The 15,546-nt window shown below is 70.4% G+C and carries 15 protein-coding genes and 1 tRNA gene; 7 read left to right on the plus strand and 9 right to left on the minus strand.

Going from position 1 to position 15,546, the window contains the following annotated elements; all coding sequences use genetic code 11:
* Positions 1-25 precede the first annotated feature (25 nt).
* From FHS00_RS10780 to FHS00_RS10790, 3 genes are read right to left on the minus strand one after another with little or no spacing between them, the layout of a single operon-like run.
* Positions 26-673, minus strand: a complete 648-nt coding sequence (locus FHS00_RS10780) for a uracil-DNA glycosylase (protein ID WP_183472994.1) — start codon at positions 671-673, stop codon at positions 26-28.
* Positions 670-1,689 carry an anthranilate phosphoribosyltransferase gene (gene trpD / locus FHS00_RS10785; protein WP_183472997.1) on the minus strand — a complete coding sequence of 340 codons (1,020 nt, stop codon included), beginning with the start codon at positions 1,687-1,689 and terminating at the stop codon, positions 670-672. The genes FHS00_RS10780 and trpD overlap by 4 nt, the downstream gene beginning before the upstream one ends.
* Complete coding sequence (locus FHS00_RS10790; protein WP_183473000.1) at positions 1,686-2,288, minus strand: anthranilate synthase component II; 603 nt, start codon at positions 2,286-2,288, stop codon at positions 1,686-1,688. The genes trpD and FHS00_RS10790 overlap by 4 nt, the downstream gene beginning before the upstream one ends.
* Before the next feature lie 158 nt (positions 2,289-2,446).
* On the opposite strand from FHS00_RS10790, the gene FHS00_RS17910 reads away from it, so the two are divergent.
* Positions 2,447-4,135 (plus strand): divergent polysaccharide deacetylase family protein, encoded by a 1,689-nt coding sequence (locus tag FHS00_RS17910; protein WP_183473002.1) that lies wholly within the window; start codon positions 2,447-2,449, stop codon positions 4,133-4,135.
* Between the two features lie 96 nt (positions 4,136-4,231).
* Positions 4,232-4,636, plus strand: coding sequence for a DoxX family protein (locus FHS00_RS10800; protein WP_183473005.1), 405 nt, complete (start codon positions 4,232-4,234; stop codon positions 4,634-4,636).
* A gap of 51 nt (positions 4,637-4,687) precedes the next feature.
* Here FHS00_RS10800 and trpE read toward each other — a convergent pair whose 3' ends face one another.
* From trpE to fabI, 6 genes are all read right to left on the minus strand, one after another.
* Positions 4,688-6,196: an anthranilate synthase component I gene (trpE, locus tag FHS00_RS10805; protein ID WP_183473007.1), complete on the minus strand. Its 1,509-nt coding sequence runs from the start codon at positions 6,194-6,196 to the stop codon at positions 4,688-4,690.
* Between the two features lie 6 nt (positions 6,197-6,202).
* Positions 6,203-8,101: a peptidyl-prolyl cis-trans isomerase gene (locus FHS00_RS10810; protein WP_183473010.1), complete on the minus strand. Its 1,899-nt coding sequence runs from the start codon at positions 8,099-8,101 to the stop codon at positions 6,203-6,205.
* 78 nt (positions 8,102-8,179) lie between these two features.
* Positions 8,180-9,355 (minus strand): aminotransferase, encoded by a 1,176-nt coding sequence (locus tag FHS00_RS10815; RefSeq protein ID WP_183473013.1) that lies wholly within the window; start codon positions 9,353-9,355, stop codon positions 8,180-8,182.
* Between the two features lie 27 nt (positions 9,356-9,382).
* A complete protein-coding gene (locus FHS00_RS10820) occupies positions 9,383-9,913 on the minus strand; it encodes a DUF2127 domain-containing protein (RefSeq protein ID WP_183473016.1) in 531 nt (176 codons plus the stop codon).
* Positions 9,885-10,391, minus strand: coding sequence for a xanthine phosphoribosyltransferase (gene gpt, locus FHS00_RS10825; RefSeq protein ID WP_183473019.1), 507 nt, complete (start codon positions 10,389-10,391; stop codon positions 9,885-9,887). Before gpt ends, FHS00_RS10820 begins: the two co-directional genes overlap by 29 nt.
* Before the next feature lie 6 nt (positions 10,392-10,397).
* Positions 10,398-11,204 (minus strand): enoyl-ACP reductase FabI, encoded by an 807-nt coding sequence (fabI, locus tag FHS00_RS10830; RefSeq protein WP_183473022.1) that lies wholly within the window; start codon positions 11,202-11,204, stop codon positions 10,398-10,400.
* A 167-nt stretch (positions 11,205-11,371) separates the two neighbouring features.
* Here fabI and pdxH point away from each other — a divergent pair, with 167 nt between their 5' ends.
* From pdxH to FHS00_RS10855, 5 genes are all read left to right on the plus strand, one after another.
* A complete protein-coding gene (pdxH, locus tag FHS00_RS10835; RefSeq protein ID WP_183473025.1) occupies positions 11,372-11,977 on the plus strand; it encodes a pyridoxamine 5'-phosphate oxidase in 606 nt (201 codons plus the stop codon).
* 99 nt (positions 11,978-12,076) lie between these two features.
* Positions 12,077-12,637, plus strand: coding sequence for a cold-shock protein (locus FHS00_RS10840; RefSeq protein ID WP_183473028.1), 561 nt, complete (start codon positions 12,077-12,079; stop codon positions 12,635-12,637).
* A 41-nt stretch (positions 12,638-12,678) separates the two neighbouring features.
* Positions 12,679-13,113, plus strand: coding sequence for a DUF192 domain-containing protein (locus tag FHS00_RS10845; RefSeq protein WP_183473180.1), 435 nt, complete (start codon positions 12,679-12,681; stop codon positions 13,111-13,113).
* A gap of 51 nt (positions 13,114-13,164) precedes the next feature.
* Positions 13,165-13,241, plus strand: a tRNA-Pro gene (locus FHS00_RS10850).
* A gap of 493 nt (positions 13,242-13,734) precedes the next feature.
* Positions 13,735-15,534, plus strand: a complete 1,800-nt coding sequence (locus FHS00_RS10855) for a hypothetical protein (protein ID WP_183473031.1) — start codon at positions 13,735-13,737, stop codon at positions 15,532-15,534.
* Positions 15,535-15,546 lie beyond the last annotated feature (12 nt).

A 15,546-nucleotide genomic window follows, 5' to 3' on the forward strand; every position in this document is an offset into this window, starting at 1 on the left:
GGGCAAAAAGGGGCTTGGAAAGCGTTCAGGCGGGGCCGCACCAGTCGATCGGGCGCTCGCCGCGCGCGGCGAGCCAATCGTTGACCCGGCCGAAGGGGCGCGAGCCGAAGAAGCCACGCCGCGCGGCCAGCGGCGAAGGATGGGCGGTTTCGATCACCAGGTGATCCGGGCCGATGAAGGGCGCGGCCACCTTCTGGGCATGCGCGCCCCACAAGAGAAAGACGCAAGGTGTCGCGGCGGCGCGTTCGAGGACCTGTGCCACCAGCACGTCCCAGCCCAACCGGGCATGGCCGCCGGCGCCACCCGGCTCGACCGAGAGGGCGGTGTTCAAGAGCAGCACGCCCTGGCGCGCCCAATGCGTCAGGTCGCCGGTGGCGGGCGCGCAGCCCAGATCCTCGCGCATCTCCTTGAAGATGTTGCGCAGGGAAGGCGGCAGCTTGGCCAGCTCGGCGGGGACCGAAAAGGCGAGGCCGGTCGCATGGCCCGGCGTCGGGTAGGGGTCCTGGCCCAGGATCACCACGCGCACGGCGTCGGGCGGCGTCAGCTCCAGCGCGCGGAACCGCGCCTCAGGGGCGGGCAGCACGGCGGGCAGGGCATCGAGACGATCGCGCAGGGCGGGCCATTGCGCCGAAAAGAACGGCAGGTCTGCCCAGCCCTCGGGCGGCGCGCTCACGCCTGCCCGGAGGTGATCGCGGCGAGCCGGTCGATGGCGCGACGCGCGGCGCCCGAATCGATGCTTTCGGCGGCGAGATCGGCGCCGCTGCGCAGATCGGAAGCGCGACCCGCCACAACCAGCGCGGCGGCGGCGTTGAGCCGGACCGCGTCGCGATAGGCGCCCGGCGCCCCGTCGAGCAGCGCGGCCAGCGCGCGGCCGTTCTCCTCGGGCGTGCCGCCGATGATCGCCTCGAACGGGTGTTCCTGCAGCCCCGCATCCGAGGGGCTGATCTCGAACTCCTCGACCTGTCCAGCCTCGAGCGCCGCGACCCGGGAGGGGCCGCAGATCGACAGTTCGTCGGTGCCGTCGCCGCCATGCACGAGCCAGGCCCGCTCGGAGCCGAGACGGCCGAGCACCTCGGCCATCGGCCGGATCAGGCGCGGATCATAGGCGCCGGTGAGCTGGCGCTTCACCCCGGCGGGGTTGGTGAGCGGCCCGAGGATGTTGAACAGGGTGCGGATGCCGATCTCGGCGCGGATCGGGCCGACATGCTTCATCGCCGGGTGGTGCATCGGCGCCATCATGAAGCCGATCCCGGCCTCGGCCAGCGCGCGCTCCACCACCTCGGCGCCGACCATCACCTGCACGCCCATCTGGCCCAGCGCATCGGCGGTGCCGGATTTCGACGACAGGTTGCGGTTGCCATGCTTGGCCACCGGCACGCCCGCGCCGGCGACGACGAAGGCGGTCGCGGTCGAGATATTCAGGGTGTTCTTGCCGTCGCCACCGGTGCCGACGATGTCGATCGCGCCCTCGGGGGCCGCGACCTTGAGGCAGCGCGCGCGCATCACGCGGGCGGCGGCGGCAATCTCTGGCACGGTCTCGCCGCGCATCCTGAGCGTGACGAGAAAGGCGGCCATCTGCGCGGGCGTGGCGTCACCGTCGAACAGGATGCCGAAGGCGGCCTCGGCCTGCTCTGTGGAGAGCGGGCCCTCGAGCGCGGCGGCGATCAGCGGCTTGAGCCGGTCGCTCATGCCGCCACCGGGGCGCCGGGAGCGTGGCCGGGCAGCCGCTCCAGGAAATTCCTGAGCATCTGGTGGCCATGCTCGGAGGCGATGCTCTCCGGGTGGAACTGCACCCCCTCGATCGGCAATTCGCGGTGCCGCAGCCCCATGATCGTGCCGTCGGTGATGGTCGCGGTGATCTCGAGGCTGTCGGGCAGGCTGTCGCGGTCGACCACCAGCGAATGGTAGCGCGTCGCCTTGAAGGGCGAGGGCAGCCCGGCGAAGACGCCCTTGCCCTCATGCAGCATATCGGCGGTCTTGCCGTGCACGATCTCGTGGCAGCGCACGACCTGGCCGCCAAAGGCCTGACCGATGGTCTGATGCCCGAGGCAGACGCCAAGGAGCGGCGTCGCGCTGTCGGCAGCGGCGCGGGTGAGGTCGAGGCAGATCCCGGCCTGATCGGGATCGCAGGGGCCGGGCGAGAGCACGATGCCCTCTGGCCGCAGCGCCATCGCCTGATCGACGCTGATCTCGTCGTTGCGCTTGACCACGACATCCGCGCCCAGCTCGCCCAGATAATGCACGAGGTTCCAAGTGAAGCTGTCGTAATTGTCGATCAGGAGAAGCATTGTCCCTCCGGGCCGCTCGCGCCGCCGTTGAAATTCGGGGCTACCGTTCGGCGGTGGTCCCTTGGTAAGGTCGCGCCATAAATGGGGCCGAGAGGCGGGAAACGTCAAGGTCCGGGACTAGGCGACGCCGGAAGCAGCGGCGCAGCGGGGCGGGAAACGTGGGATCTGGATTCATCATCGGCGGAATCTGGGGTCTGTTGGTATCGGCGGGGGCGCTGGCCGTGGCCTCGCTCATCGGCGACCCGCCGGCGCGCGAGATCGCGCGTCCTTTCGGCGAGGCGGCTGACGAACGCGAAGTTGAGACGACCGACGAGGCGGCCCGCGCCGCCGCAGAAGGGCCGGGCGGACAGCCCGACGACACGATCATCGTCTCCGGCGAGGTCGAGGTCGTTCCCGTGACACCCGCACAGGACGAAGCCGACGACGCGCCTGCCGCCGAGCTGGCCGAGGGGCCGCCGCCGCCGGTCAGCGCCGAGGCGCCCGAAGCGCCGGTCGGGGGCGAGGTTCTGGCCGAGGCGCCGGACGCACCTGCGCTGGCCCCGCGCCGCGAGGCCCTGCCGCTGACGCCGCGCGCCGACGTGCCGGCCGGGCGCGGCGCCGTGCCCGAAGCCGAGACCGAGGCCGAGGACCGGCCCGGCGCCGCGCCCGACGCCGGCTCCGCCCCGCAACCCGCCCCCGACACCGCGGCCGCGCCGGGCCCCGCGCCCGAGGGGGATCAGCCGGTGCTGCCCGGCCCGCCCTCGCGGGTGATCGAGGTTCCGGCCGGGGAGGCCGACATCACTGTCGTCACCGACCCGCCGCCGCCGCCCAGCGAGGCGCCGCGCCAGGTGGTCGACGCCCGACCCGAGCCTTCGACGGAAGAGGCCCAAGAGGTGGAAGCCTCGGAGGACAGCGAAGCGCCCGAGATCGCCGCGCTCGCCGAGCCGCCCGCCAGCCCGCCCCTCGCCATGCCCGCGCCGCCCGAGCGGCCGGAGGCGCTGCCCGACATGTCGGGAACGATCACCGTGCTGCCGGCACCGGGCGAGGCGGGTGAAGACGCAGCCCGTCCGCTGCCCGGCCGCGCCGCCGGGCTGTCGGGCGGCGACGCGGTGCCGGTGCGCCGGCCCGGCCTCGACGACGAGGAAGCCCCCGCCGAGGCAGCGCCGCTGCCAGACGACGCGCCGGCCCTGATGCGCTTTGCCGCGCCCGATCTGGCCGATGCCGGTGAGCCGCGGATGTCGATCGTGCTGCTCGACACCGGGGCGCTCGACAACGCGGTGGCCGCCGCCTCGACCATTCCCTTTCCGGTGACGATCGGCATCGACGCCGAGGCGCCCGACGCCGCCGCGCGGGCCGCGCGCTGGCGGGACGCGGGCTACGAGATCGCCGCCATCGCCCGCCTGCCGCAGGGCGCCGCGCCCTCCGATGTCGAGGTCACCTTCGAGTCCGCTTTCAACACGCTGCCCGAAGCGGTGGCATTGCTCGATCTCGGCGATGCGGGGCTGCTTTCGGATGCGGACGTGACCGCGCAGGCGCTGGACCGTCTGGCGCGCGACGGGCGCGGGCTGGTGGCGCTGCCCCGGGGGCTGGCGACGCCGATGCGGCAGGCCGAGGCGCGCGGCGTCCCGGCGCTCGAGGTCTATCGTGATCTCGGCGAGGTCGGGCAGGACGACCGGGTGATCCGGCGCTTTCTCGATCAGGCCGCCTTCCGCGCCCGCCAGCAGGGCGCGGTGACGCTGCTGGCGCCGCTCAACCCCGAGAGCATCACCGCGCTGACGCTCTGGGGCAATCGGGTCGACCGGGAAGGGGTGGCGCCGTCGCCGGTCAGCGCGCTGCTGCAGTTGCAGCTGGCCGGGCCGGTCAAATAGGGCGTTGTTCAAGGGCGCACAGGATCGGTGATTTGACCGCGGCGCTGCGGCTGCCCAGACGTGAGGGCAACGCAACCCAACGGATGGATCGCCCGAATGACCACGCAACCCGCCTCGACCGGCATCGCCGCTCGTGCTCCCGAAATGCTCAGCGTGCTGCGCATCACCAGCGCGCTGATCTTCACGCTGCATGGCAGCCAGAAGCTGTTCGCCTTCCCGCCGACCGAGCAGCAGCCGCCGCTCCTGTCGCTGTTCGGCATCGGTGGCCTGCTCGAGCTGGTGGGCGGCCTGCTGCTGCTTGTCGGGCTGTTCACCCGCCCCGTGGCCTTCGTGCTGTCGGGAATGATGGCGGTCGCCTACTGGATGTTCCACGCGCCGGGCAACCTCTTCCCGACGCTCAACGGCGGCGACGCGGCGATCCTGTACTGCTTCGTCTTCCTCTACATCTTCGTCGCGGGTCCGGGGCCGTGGAGCCTTGATGCGCTGATGCGCCGCCGCTGAAGCAGGGGCGCCGGATGCGGAAAGGGCGGGGATGTCCCCGCCCTTTTCTCGTCAGCCATTGCCCTCGGGCCGGAACATCGCGGCGTCCGCCGCGGCGCGCCTGAGCGCGTTCGACTTGTGCACTGTCTCCATGTACTCCGCCTCGGGGTCGCTGTCATGGACCACGCCGCCGCCGGCCTGGATGTAGAGCTTGCCGTTCTGGACGATGGCGGTCCTGAGCGCGATGCACATGTCCATGTCGCCATTCGCGCTGAAATAGCCCAGGCCGCCGCCATAGATGCCGCGCTTCTCGGGCTCCAGCTCGTCGATGATCTGCATCGCCCGCACCTTGGGCGCACCCGAGACCGTGCCCGCCGGCAGCCCCGCGAGCAGGGCCGACAGCGCGTCCTGATCCTCGCGCAGCTCGCCCACGACGTTCGACACGATGTGCATCACGTGGGAATAGCGTTCGATGATGAACTGCTCCGTCGGCTTCACCGTACCCGGTCGGGCCACCCGGCCGACATCGTTGCGGCCCAGATCCAGCAGCATCAGATGCTCGGACAGCTCCTTGGCGTCCGCCAGCAGGCTTTCCTCGTTGGCGCGGTCCTCCTCGGGGGTGGCGCCGCGCGGCCGGGTGCCGGCGATCGGGCGGATTGTCACCTCGCCGCCCATCACCCGCACGAGGATCTCGGGGCTGGCGCCGACCACCTGATAGCCGCCGAAATTGAAGTAGAACATGAAGGGCGAGGGGTTGGTGCGCCGCAGCGAGCGGTAGAGCGCAAAGGGCGGCTCGGGAAAGTCCTGCGTCCAGCGCTGCGCCGGCACCACCTGGAAGATGTCGCCCGCGCCGATGTATTCCTTGGCCTTCGCCACGGCGGCGAGATAGCCCTCATGGGTGAAGTTCGACACCGGCTCGGCCAGCGGCGCGGCGGCCTGCAGCGCGCGTGCCTCCTGCGGCATCGGCCGGTCGAGCGCACGACGCGCCTCGGTCACCCGCTCCGCCGCCTGGGCATAGGCCGCGCGGGCCGACTGACCCTGGCCCTGCCAGACCGGCGCCACGAGGATCACCTCGCCCTTCACCCCGTCGAGCACCGCGACCACGGTCGGCCGCATCATCACCGCGTCGGGCAGGCCGAGCGGGTCGGGGTTCACATGGGGCAGCCGCTCCACCAGCCGGATCATGTCGTAGCCGAGATAGCCGAACAGCCCGGCCGAGCCGGCGGGCAGGTCCTCGGGCAGGTCGATCCGGCTCTCGGCGAGGATCGCGCGCAGCGTGTCGAGCGGATGACCCTGCAGATCCTCGTAGGCGTCGTCGTCGTAGCGCGCGGCGCGGTTGACGCGGCTGCCTTCGCCCCGGCAGTCCCAGATCAGGTCGGGGTTCATGCCGACGATCGAGTAACGGCCCCGCACCTCGCCGCCGGTGACGCTTTCGAGGATGAAGGCGTGCTTGCCGGCATTGGCGAGCTTGAGCATCAGCGACACCGGCGTGTCGAGATCGGCGGCAAGGCGGGTCCAGACGACCTGGTTGGCACCCTGCTCGAAGCCTTGGCGGAACGTCTCGAAATCGGGGCTGAGCATGGCGGCTTACCTGAAGGAGGAATGGACCGCCTGCACGGCGGATTCGTCGATGCGGATCTCGGTGCGCGACTGCACCGCGTTGGCATAGGCGGCGTAGATGTCCTGCGCCAGCCCGGTGCCGAGCCGCGCCTCGAGCGCCTGCCGCTCGGCGGCGACGGCGGGGTCCTGCATGTCGGGGGCGTTCGCGGCGTCGAGACGGACTACGGCGGCGAAGCCTTCGCCCGCGATCGCGCGGGTCTCGCCTTCTTCCATCGCGAAGATCTCGCGGATGAACTCGGGCGAGGTGCCTTCGACGAAGTCGCGGCGGGTGAGGTTCTTGGCCGTGCGCGGGGCGAGGCCCGCCGCTTCGAAGCTTTCACCGGCGGTGATGCGGGCGGCCAGATCCTCGGCCCGCTCGGCGCGCAGCCGGGCACGGGTCTCGGCCTCGACATCGGCGATGACCTGGTCGCGCACCTCGTCGAGCGGCCGCAGCGCCGGCGGCGTCACCTCGTCGAGACGGATCGCGAAGACGCCGCCATCCTCGAAGCCCAGAAGCTCGGGGAAGTCGCCTTCCTGCGCGGCCGCGGCGGCCTCGCGGAAGGGGGCGTAGGCGGCGATGCCCTCGGTCACGTTCTCGGACCAGTCGATCGTGCCCAGCTCCATGCCGGTCCGCTCGGCCAGATCCTCGAGCGTCGCGCCACCGGCGAGCAGGTCGGTGATGTCGTCGCTCCGGCGCTCGATCTCGCGGCGTGCCAGCGCCTGGGCCAGCTCGGCACGCAGGTCGGCCTCGACGGCCTCGAAGGGGACCTCCTCGGCGGCGAGGACGGCGTTGACGCGGAACAGGGCCGGGCCGAGCGTGGTCTCGACCGGGCCGACCAGGTCGCCCGCCTGCGCGGCGAAGACCGGCTCGGCGGCGGCGCCGAGATCATCGGCGGCCACATCGCCCAGATCGACGGCGGACAGGCTCAGCCCGCGCGCCTCGACCAGATCCTCGAAACTGGCCTCGCCGGCCTCGACCCGGGCCAGCGCCTCAGCGGCGGCGGTCTCGTTCGGGTAGACGAGGCGCTCGACGAGACGGCGCTCCTCCTGCACGTATTCGTCGATGCGCTGGTCGTAGAGGGCGCGCACCTCCTCGTCATCCACCTCGATCCCTTCGGCCACGTCCTCGGGGCGCAGCCAGGCATAGCTGATCTTGCGCATCTCGGGCGCGGTGTAGGCCTCGGGCGCCGCTTCGTAGCGGGCCTGGATCTCGGCCTCGTCGGGGGTGGGGACCTCGGCGTCGAGCAGGATCTCGGGCAGGATCACCCGCGGGCGGCCGTCATCGACCGGTGCCGGGCGGGCCGCGCCGAGCGTCACCGGCGCCCAGGTGACGTCGCGCCGCGCCATCAGGAAGTCGATCATCGCCTCGACCTGGGTCTCGGGGGCGGGCACGCCGCCGACCACCGCCTGCTGCAGCAGCGCCCGGGCCTCGGCCTCGCGCAGGCTCTCCTCGAAATCGGCCACGGACAGACCATTGCGCGACAGCGCGTCGCGGTAGGCGTTGCGGTCGAAGCCGCCCGACAGCCCCTGGAAGGCCGGGATCGCCAGAACCTGCTCGCGCACCGCCGCGTCGCCGACCGACAGGCCGAGCGCATCGGCTTCGGCGTCGAGCACGCGCTCGGTCACCAGCTGACCCAGCACCGCGCGGTCGAGCCCGATCTCGCGGGCCTGGGCGATGCCGAAGGCCGAACCGGTCTGGCTCTCGAGACTGCGCATCCGGTTCTGCAGGGCGCTGGCATAGGCCTGGATGTCGAGCTCCTTGTCGCCCACCGTGCCGAGCCGCGTGGCGTTGCCGGTGAGCCCGGTCGCACCGAAGCCGATCAGGCCCACGAAGAGCAGGATCAGGATGATCCAGACGAATACGCGGTTGCCCTTGCTCGATGCCATTGCGGTCTCCTTGATGCGCGCCGGGTGCGGCGTCCGGGGATGCATAGGCAAGCGGGCGGGGCCGTGCAAGCCGCTGGCTCAGCCGGGCAGCGCCGCCAGACGTTCCTCGAGCCCGGCGATCCCTGCCGCATCGACATTGGCGAAGGCGATGCGCAGCTGTCTCTTCCCAGCCTCGGCCCCCTCGGGCGTGAACATCGTGCCGGGCAGCAGCAGCACGCCCGCCTCGCGCACCAACCGCCGGGCCAGCGCATCGGAGGGCTCTTCGAACGGGTGCCCGATCCAGCCGAAATAGGCGCCGCAGCCCATCAGATGCCAGCCCCGGGCCGCCAGCCGCTCGAAGCTCGCCTCCATCGCACGACGACGCGACAGGATCTCCTCCCGCTCGCCGGCCAGCCAGTCGTCGAGGTTCTCCATGCCCCACAGCGCCGCCTTCTGGCCGAGGCTAGTGGGGCAGATCGTCACCGTGTCGAGGAACCGCTCCATCTGCGCGATCCGCGCATGGGAGGCGGTGACCGCGCCGATCCGGTGGCCGGTCAGGCGATAGGACTTGGAGAAGGAGTAGAGCTGCACCAGCACCTCGGACCAATCGGGATCGGTGAACAGGTCATGCGCCGGGCCCTCGCGGCTGTCGAAGTCGCGATAGGTCTCGTCGAGGATGAGGGCGAGGCCGCGCGCGCGGCACAGGTCGCGGAACGCGGCGAGCAGGGCGGCGGGATATTCGACGCCGCCGGGGTTGTTGGGGCTGACCAGCACGATGGCCCGGGTGGCCGGGTTGATCAGCGCAGCCGCGCGCTCCGGGTCGGGCAACAGGTCGGGCCCGGTCTCGAGCGGCACGGTCGCGGCGCCGGACATGTCGTTCCACATGCGATGGTTGAAATACCACGGGCTCGGCAGGATCACTTCCGTGCCTTCGCCGCACAGCGCCGCGATGGCCGCGCAATAGGCCTGGTTGCAGCCCAAGGTGATCGCCACCTGTCCGGGCGCCACCGCGCCGCGATAGTCGCGCGACCAGCGCGCCGCCACCGCCGCGCGCAGCTCGGGCAGGCCCAGCACCGGGCCGTAGAGATGCGCGCTCGCATCCTCCATGACGATCCGCGCCATCGCCTCGCGCAGCGGCGCGGGCGGGGGATCGACCGGCGCCGCCTGGCTGACATTGATCAGCGGCCGCTCGGGCGGGAACGTCACCCCCTCGATCCAGCGCCGCGCCTCCATCACGGGCGGTGAAAAGGTCGATGCGGTGCGCGTGCTGCTCATGGGGCCTCCCTCGGGTTCGGGGGCACGCTAGCCCTGGGTCGAAGGCTGTGCAATCCGGGCCCGTGCGCCGCGCCACTCGGCGTGGACCAGCCAGATCATCGCCACGTCGAACAGGCTCAGTGCCACCAGTGTTGCTGAAGGGGCGAGCACGAACAGATGGATCTGGTAGGCAATGAACAGCGCCAGCACACCCATCGCGACAGGGTAGGCCCAGTGCATTCCGCGTGCCAGCAGCAACACCATCACCAGTTTCACACCGCCATGGGTGAGGAGATAGAGCGCGTAGAAATGCTGGGTCTCGATCGACAGCTTCTGGCTCGCATCAAGCAGGGTCCGCGCCAGCAGATCACGTGGATCCTGCGCCAGTTCCGGCGCGGTGACCCGATCGAGCAGCCCCAGAATCGCAGCGCCGGGCGTGACGAGAAGCGTCAGCCCGGCGAGGGTCTCGAAGCCTGCGAACAGGCCCTTGAACAGAAGGCTCGCCTCGAACAGGCGATGGATCAGTCGCCGCCGTGGCGACGCCGTCCTCTCAGTCCTTGCCGCGATAGGGCTCGACATATTGCAGGGCCATGTCCCAGGGGAAGAAGATCCAGGTGTCCTGGCTCACCTCGGTGACATAGGTGTCGACCTGCTTGTTTCCCATCGGCTTGGCATAGACGGTGGCGAAATGCGCGTTGGGGTACATCTGCCGCACCAGTTCGAGGGTGCGGCCGGTATCGACGAGGTCGTCGACCACCAGGATACCGGTGCCGTCGCCCATCATCTCGGCATCCGGCGCCTTGAGCACCTTGGCGCCGGACTGGTTCTGATGCTCGTAGGACTTGACCGAGATCGTGTCGACGGTGCGGATGCCCAGCTCGCGGCTGACGATCATCGCCGGCGCCATGCCGCCGCGGGTGATCGCCACAACCGCCTTCCAGGCGCCCTCGGCCTCGGGGCCGCGCCCGTCGAGCCGCCATGCGAGCGCGCGGCTGTCACGGTGCAGCTGGTCCCAGCTGACATGGAAGCCCTTTTCATGCGGCAGTCGGTCGGTCATCTCTATTCAGCCTTTCGTGATGTCGGGCGCGTCGGGGTTCTTCATGCCGATCACGTGGTAGCCAGCGTCGACATGATGAACCTCGCCGGTCACCGCCCGTCCCAGATCGGAGAGCAGGTATAGCGCGGAATTGCCGACCTCGTCTTGGGTGACGGTGCGGCGCAGGGGCGAATTGTACTCGTTCCACTTCATGATGTAACGGAAATCGCCGATGCCGGAGGCCGCCAGCGTCTTGATCGTGCCGGCCGAGATCGCGTTGACCCGGATCGCGTCGCGGCCCAGATCCTCGGCCAGGTAGCGCACGCTCGCCTCGAGCGCCGCCTTGGCCACGCCCATCACGTTGTAATGCGGCATGACCTTCTCGGCGCCGTAATAGGTCAGCGTCAGCGCCGAGCCGCCATCGCGCATCATCGGCGCCGCACGCTTCACCACCGAGGTGAAGGACCACACCGAAATGTCCATCGACATCAGGAAGTTCTGCTTGGACGTATCGACGTAGCGACCGCGCAGTTCGGACTTGTCGGAGAATCCGATCGCGTGAACGATGAAGTCGAATTTGTCCCAATGTTTCCCGAGCGCGTCGAACAGCGCGTCGATGCTGTCCTCGTCGCCGACGTCGCAGGGCAACACGATATCGGAGCCGACTTCGGCGGCGAGCGGGTCGACCCGCTTCTTCAAAGCCTCGCCCTGGTAGGAGAATGCGAGCTCAGCGCCGGCATTGGCGCAGGCTTTGGCGATGCCCCACGCGATCGACTTGTCGTTGGCGAGCCCCATGATGAGCCCGCGCTTTCCCGCCATCAACTGCGATGTCATGAATGTCCCTCTTGCCGATCCGGCGCCGTTTCGATCCGGTGTAGGCGATGCGCCCCTAGGCATCAAGGCCGGGGCCGACGCGACGTCAGAACGGCGACCGCGAAACAATGAGGCTGAAAACGGGAAATAGGCTATAATGGTGCGATACGAGTTGACGGGTCGGTACGATGAATGAGCGTGGCGGTATTTTCGCCGGGGAGGATCCGTTCGAGATCACCCGGCACTGGTTGGATGAGGCCGCGCGGCTGGAGCCGTCCGACCCGAACGCCATTGCATTGGCGACGGTCGACGCGGACGGCATGCCCGATGTCAGAATCGTCCTGCTCAAGGAAATCGAAGCCGATGGCTTCGTCTTCTATACCAATTACGAAAGCGCCAAGGCACGCCAGCTCGATCAGGCGCGGCAGGCGGCCTTCGTGATGCACTGGAAGTCGCTGCGGCGACAGATCCGCGTGCGGGGCCTCGTCGAGCGCGAGGATGGCGCCCAGGCCGACGCCTATTTCGCCAGCCGCCCGCTCGAAAGCCGGATCGGCGCATGGGCGTCACCGCAAAGCCGGCCGGTGGCTTCTCGCGCGGCGCTCGAGGCCGAGGTCGCGCGCATGTCGGCCGAATTGGGGCCGGATCCGGAGCGGCCGCCCTTCTGGGGCGGCTACAGGATCAGGCCGCTCGAGATCGAATTCTGGGCAGATGGCGCGCACAGGCTTCACGACCGCTACAAATGGTCGCGAGCCTCGCTGGCCGATCCGTTCGACGTGTTACGTTTGGGGCCCTGATTTCATGCGGGGTGAAAATCGACGCTTGTCGTGGCGGCCCGACTGTGCTGCACAGGCGCAAAAATCGATAGGGCCGCGCAACGGCCGCTGGAGGCGGAGATGAACGACATGCTGGATAGGCAGGCGGAGGATCGCATAGAACTCGCGGGCCACGTCAAATGGTTCGATCCGGCCAAGGGCTTTGGTTTCATCGTACCCGATGATGGCGGATCCGACATCCTCCTGCATGCCAATGTTCTGCGCAATTTCGGCCAGAACTCGGTCGCCGACGGCGCTCGTATCCGGATCCTCGCGCAGCGGACCGATCGCGGCATCCAGGCGGCGGTGGTGCTGTCGCTCGAGCCGCCGGCGGACGCCCCCGCGGTGCCGCTGGCCGACTTTGCCGAGTTCGATCCCGAGTATCTCGCCAGCCGCCCGCTGGAGCCCGCGCGGATCAAATGGTTCGACAAGGCTAAGGGGTTCGGCTTCGCCAACATCTTTGGCACCGATGACGACATCTTCCTGCATGTCGAAGTGCTGCGCAGCTCCGGCCTGGCCGAATTGCAGCCCGGCGAGGCGGTGGCCTTACGGGTGATTCAGGGCAAGCGGGGCCGCATGGCGACAGAAATCCTGCCCTGGGATGCCGTGCTGCGCCGCGCACCGCAGGAGGATGCGCAGTGAGGCTTGCCGCGCTGGCGCTCGGGATCGCCCTCGCGCCCGGCATGGTCGCGGCCGGCAGCGCCGCCTGCGCGCCGGATCGGCTGACGGTGCGCGGCGACTGGGGGCAAGCCAGCTTCAAGGTCGCGGTGGCCGACGAGGCGGCCGAGCGGGCGCAGGGGTTGATGAACGTGCCCGAGATGCCGCGCATGGCGGGCATGCTCTTTGTCTATGAAACGCCGCAGCCGGTATCGTTCTGGATGCGAAACACGCTGATTCCGCTCGACATGATCTTTGCTGAGGCGGATGGCACGATTGCCAGCATCCATGCCCGCGCCACGCCGCTCGACGAGACGCCGATCCCGGGCGGCGACGACATCCAGTACGTGCTGGAGATCAATGGCGGCATGGCGGCACGGCTCGGCATCGCGCCGGGCGACACGCTGCGCCATCCGGATATCGGCAGCGAAGAGGTTCCGGCGGCAGATCCCTGCGATTGAGCCAGCCGGCGCTTGCGCCCGCGGCCGGCGCGGCCTAGAAGGGCGTCGGTCCGGGGCGTAGCGCAGCCTGGTAGCGCATCTGTTTTGGGAACAGAGGGTCGCAGGTTCGAATCCTGCCGCCCCGACCAATCTTCCAACATCGACATTCCTGCTGCTGCCGCAGCCTGTGGCGCGCGGCTGCAGGCCGAATCCCGCCTTGGGTCGCGGGCAACGCCGCCATGCCTGCCCCGGGGGCATGCCCTACACCTTGCCCGGATACCCCGAAATCGCCCCTGTGGCCGTGTTGCCACGCCCCCTCGTGGACAAGTTCCGGGGCGGTTTGTCACCCCCTGTGGATGATTTTCGCCGGGCGTGGAAAAGACCCGTTTCCGGCGCCCGAGCACCTGCCCATCACCCAGCGTCGCATGGGCATCGCGCATCTGCCGCCATGGTCGAGCGCCTGTGGAAAACCCTGTGGGAGATCCGTGAACTGCGGTGGGCGAATCCGGCGCTGAAAATCATCGCTCCGTAATTCGCCGAGCGGGCTCCGACCGCGCGTTGACCCCATCCGCCATGCTGCACAGGTTCGTCCGACCGCGGCGCCTCAGCCCGTCGCATCACCGAGCGAGACGAGACCGAGACATGCGATTCGAGCGCCACCAGACCCAGCCCGGACCGGATCATGCGATCGGTCCCGACGCGCGGGGCGTGGGGGTGGGGTTTGCCGGCTGGCCCGAACGCGCGGCGCGCGCCTTCGGGCAGCAGGTGCCGGGTGGTGCAGATCCGGTCGCGGCGACCGAGGCGCTGACCACGCGGCTCGAGGCGCGGGCACGGGTGCAGGGGATCGCGGCCGCCGAAGAATGGGCTGCGGACATCCGGGGCATGATCCTGTCGCGGCAGGTCGCGGTCGACTCGGCACTCTGGACCGGACGCCGGACCCCCGAGGCGGCGCTGCCACTGCCCGTGGACCTCAAGGGGGCTGAGCCAGTCCCTATGCCGCTCGTCCAGGCGGTGGTCGCAGGTGCGCCGCTGGCTCTGGAGTTCGGCGCGCCGGATGCCAGCGGTCCCTGCGTCGCGCTCGATCTGCGCTGCTTCGTAGAAGGGGGCGCGGTGTCGGTCGACGCGCTGGAGCGGGCAGTGCGGACCTGGACACTGGCGCTTATCGTCGCGGCAGGGCCGGGGCGCCGGCCGGGGGCGATGATCCTGGCCGGGCTGGGGGGCGCGCTGATGCGGCTCGGGCTCGGCTACGCGACGCCCGAGGGCCGCGCGGCGGCGATGGCGATGGCGGCGCTGGCCGAGGCCGCGCGGTGGGCCGCGGCGGCTGAGCTGGGTCTCGATGCCGGGGCCGCGCCAATCATCCGGCAAGTACCAGATCGCGTCCCGGCTGGCGCTCAGCCGGCCCTGCTGCGGGCGCGTGCGCTCGCGGCGGTGCGGAAGGATGCGCCCGAGGCGACCGGCAAGGCGCCAATGCTGATGGTCGCGCCGCTGGGGTCGTTGGCCGCGATTCTCGGGCTGGGGGACGATCCGCTCGCGCCGGTCTCATCGCTGCGGCTCGACGCCGAGCGGCCGGAGGGCCATATCGGCTGTCCCGTGCCCGAACTCGAGGCGGGCCTCGCGGCGCAGGGCCACGACCCCGACCGGATCGCCGCGGCGATCCGTCACGCCACCGGGCACGGGACCCTCGCGGCGGCGCCGGGCATCGATCATGCGGCGCTGCGCGCCTGCGGTATCGACGGCGACCGGATTGCCCGGATCGAGGCGGCGCTGGCCGAGGCGCGCGACCTGCGCGCGGTCGTCACCCCCTGGCGTCTCGGACCGGATTTCTGCCGCGACCAGCTCGGCATCGATCCCGAGACGCTGTCGGATCACGGGATGGGCCTTCTGGAGCGGCTCGGCTTCGACGCCGCGCGGATCGACGCGGCGAACCGGCACGTCTTTGGAGCGGGGACACTGCGCGGCGCGCCGGGGCTTTCCCCGGAAGCGGCGGCGCATTTCGACTGCGCCGAGACCGTCGGCCCGCGCCCCCGGTTGGCCATGGCGGCGGCGCTGGCATCGGTGCTGTCCGGGCCGGTACGGGCGCCGCTGGCCTTCGACGGGACGGAAACCGAGGCGAGGGTGCATAGCGCCATCCGCGCCGCGCGCCGCGCCGGGATCGCCGCGCTGCTGCCCCAGCGCCTCGACGCGCGGAGCGAGATCGCCACGCGGCTGCGCGAGATCCTCGCCATGCTGCCCGAGGGCATCCGCCCCGGCACGGCGCCGAGCGAGGTGCTCGAACTGCTCGACGCGGCAGGGCGGTCGCGCCCCGATGCCCGCCGCCATGCCCGCGATCTGCGGGCCCGGCTGCTGGCCGAACCTTGGTCCGGGCAGGACGCCGCAGCACCATCGCGCACGGGAGTGCGCGGGATGGAACGGCTTCGCCCTGGAGGTGTTGCAGACCCGTAGAGTCGCGACGGG

This window comes from Limimaricola variabilis, assembly GCF_014195545.1.
Classification (GTDB): Bacteria; Pseudomonadota; Alphaproteobacteria; order Rhodobacterales; family Rhodobacteraceae; genus Limimaricola; species Limimaricola variabilis.